This window comes from Sporosarcina cascadiensis (assembly GCF_009650995.1).
GTDB classification, from domain to species: domain Bacteria; phylum Bacillota; class Bacilli; order Bacillales_A; family Planococcaceae; genus Sporosarcina; species Sporosarcina cascadiensis.
The window spans coordinates 1-1,867 of sequence record NZ_WHVV01000035.1; the positions used below are offsets into that span (position 1 = coordinate 1).

The window sequence follows — 1,867 nt, forward strand, 5'->3', positions numbered from 1 at the left end:
TTTGCATATTCCCCTGATGGGATGCATGAACTGGAGGATCGTGAAAATAGGTCCGATCCACCTTCGCTGTCATATGCTGCTCATCAAGCTGTAAAATCAAACCATGCGACGGTCCGGCAGGCTGCGTATCCGGTGTGGCACAGCAAGCATTATCAAATAGGCTGATTCGGTTATCCGTTCGGTAGCGTGCATGATGCTGCCATGAAAACTCCGCACCTTGCTCAAAAGTGAAATCACTCCGTTTTCCGCCAAGCTGCCAGATGATTTCTCCTGTCGCTTTATCAATATGGTAAATCGCAGACATATTCCGCATACTGATCAACAGCGTATGATCCGGTCCTTCCTCCACCGAATTCACATGGAAACAATCCCAGATCCCATTGCTATCTGCCGCAGCTGTAACAGGCACCATCGAATCCGCCGGGTCGACATGGGACAGCACATCCCATTCATACAGCAACTTACCTGTAGACAAATCGATTTCCTGTATTGCAAAATTATCAATATAGCCCCCCGATTCTCCTCCATAAACGGATAAGTCGGCAGGTACTTGCTTTACTGCGGTGAACAAAGCTGTGTTTCGTTCGGTAATCGTAAATTCATGCACATCTGCCGTATACCCGTTTTGTGCCTCAATCGTCCGGATCACCTGGTAATGCTGATCGAAGATTTGAAAGACGGCACCGGGCAGCGGATCACCGATCGGAAGGCTTGGATTGGCGGATTCCGTGCCAGAAATCGTTCCGTGCCACGTCGTTAGGACAGGGCACCCAAGATAAGTCTGCATTCTGAAATTCCTATTCTGTTTTTCCGGGGTGTCCGACTTGAACCAGACCGGATTACCTGCTTCATCCATGATCAATGCACCTGTCTGTCCTACCATATTTTCTCCATACATCGTATAAGGAGCCACAAATATATAACCCGCTGCTGTGCCCGGCTTGTTCACATTCACGGTAACTTTCATTGGCTGTAAATACGGTGCCGAGACAAAATGCCATACTTCTGAATCTGTCACGTGCTGATTATTTTCAAAAATGTGCTTTGATTCTGATTGATCCCCACGCATTGCCATCATATCACCTGCTTATTTTAATATATGCTTGCTGATATATATGCAATGCGTGGCTCCGTTAGTCGATTAGGTTGCAGGGACGAACAAGATACAAGTGGTTCCCACTAGCGTTGCATACCAGTAAAAAATAGTAATTTATTGAATATCCTAGTGTTTTATCGTTGCGAAGACACAAAAAAACTCCTATTGTAGATAGGGACGACGACTAAATCAGTTCCCTACACTATTAAAAGGAGCATTTCTCATGAAAAGTGTAAACCAAAACTTAGTCTTTTGTCAATATCTATCGAACCTGCCAAACCATGTGTTAGCTTGCCCACTCTTTAATTATGATGCCCGGAAACTTACCGATCTTGCGATTGTGAAAATTTTCATTATGGCCAACGTATGCGGTTGGAAAAGCCTTCGCAAGGTGGAGATCGGTATCCGTGCAAAACGAGATTTTCAGAAAGAAATTTGTACAGAGTCCTTTAGCCACGCGCAGTTGAGCAGGCGGCTTGCCGCTCTCGATACGGGGCATTTAGCAGACCTATTAGGACATCTCGCCTCTCACTTTTGGCAAATCAAAGGGGATGCGAAGGGATTACAGCCGAACGTGGGACTCATTCGGATTATTGATGGAACCTACGTGAAATTGCCAAACAACGCAGCGGACTGGACAGCGATCTCCACCGATTCCTACGGTATCAAGCTGCACGTTCGCGTGGCTGTCGCGGATGCGAATTGTGTATTTCCGGAAATGATGATTCCTTCTACTGGTAATGTCGCTGATTCGGACGCTGTCAACCATAT

1 protein-coding gene and 1 pseudogene are annotated in these 1,867 nt (G+C 46.2%); one reads left to right on the top strand and one right to left on the bottom strand.

Features of this window, described 5'->3' with window-relative positions:
• Positions 1–1,075 (bottom strand): arylsulfotransferase family protein (locus tag GDZ68_RS17865; RefSeq protein WP_228551173.1); only part of this gene is annotated, 1,075 nt, incomplete at its 3' end.
• A gap of 244 nt (positions 1,076–1,319) precedes the next feature.
• On the opposite strand from GDZ68_RS17865, the pseudogene GDZ68_RS17870 reads away from it, so the two are divergent.
• Positions 1,320–1,867 (top strand): annotated as a pseudogene (locus GDZ68_RS17870) (hypothetical protein); the annotation flags it as partial.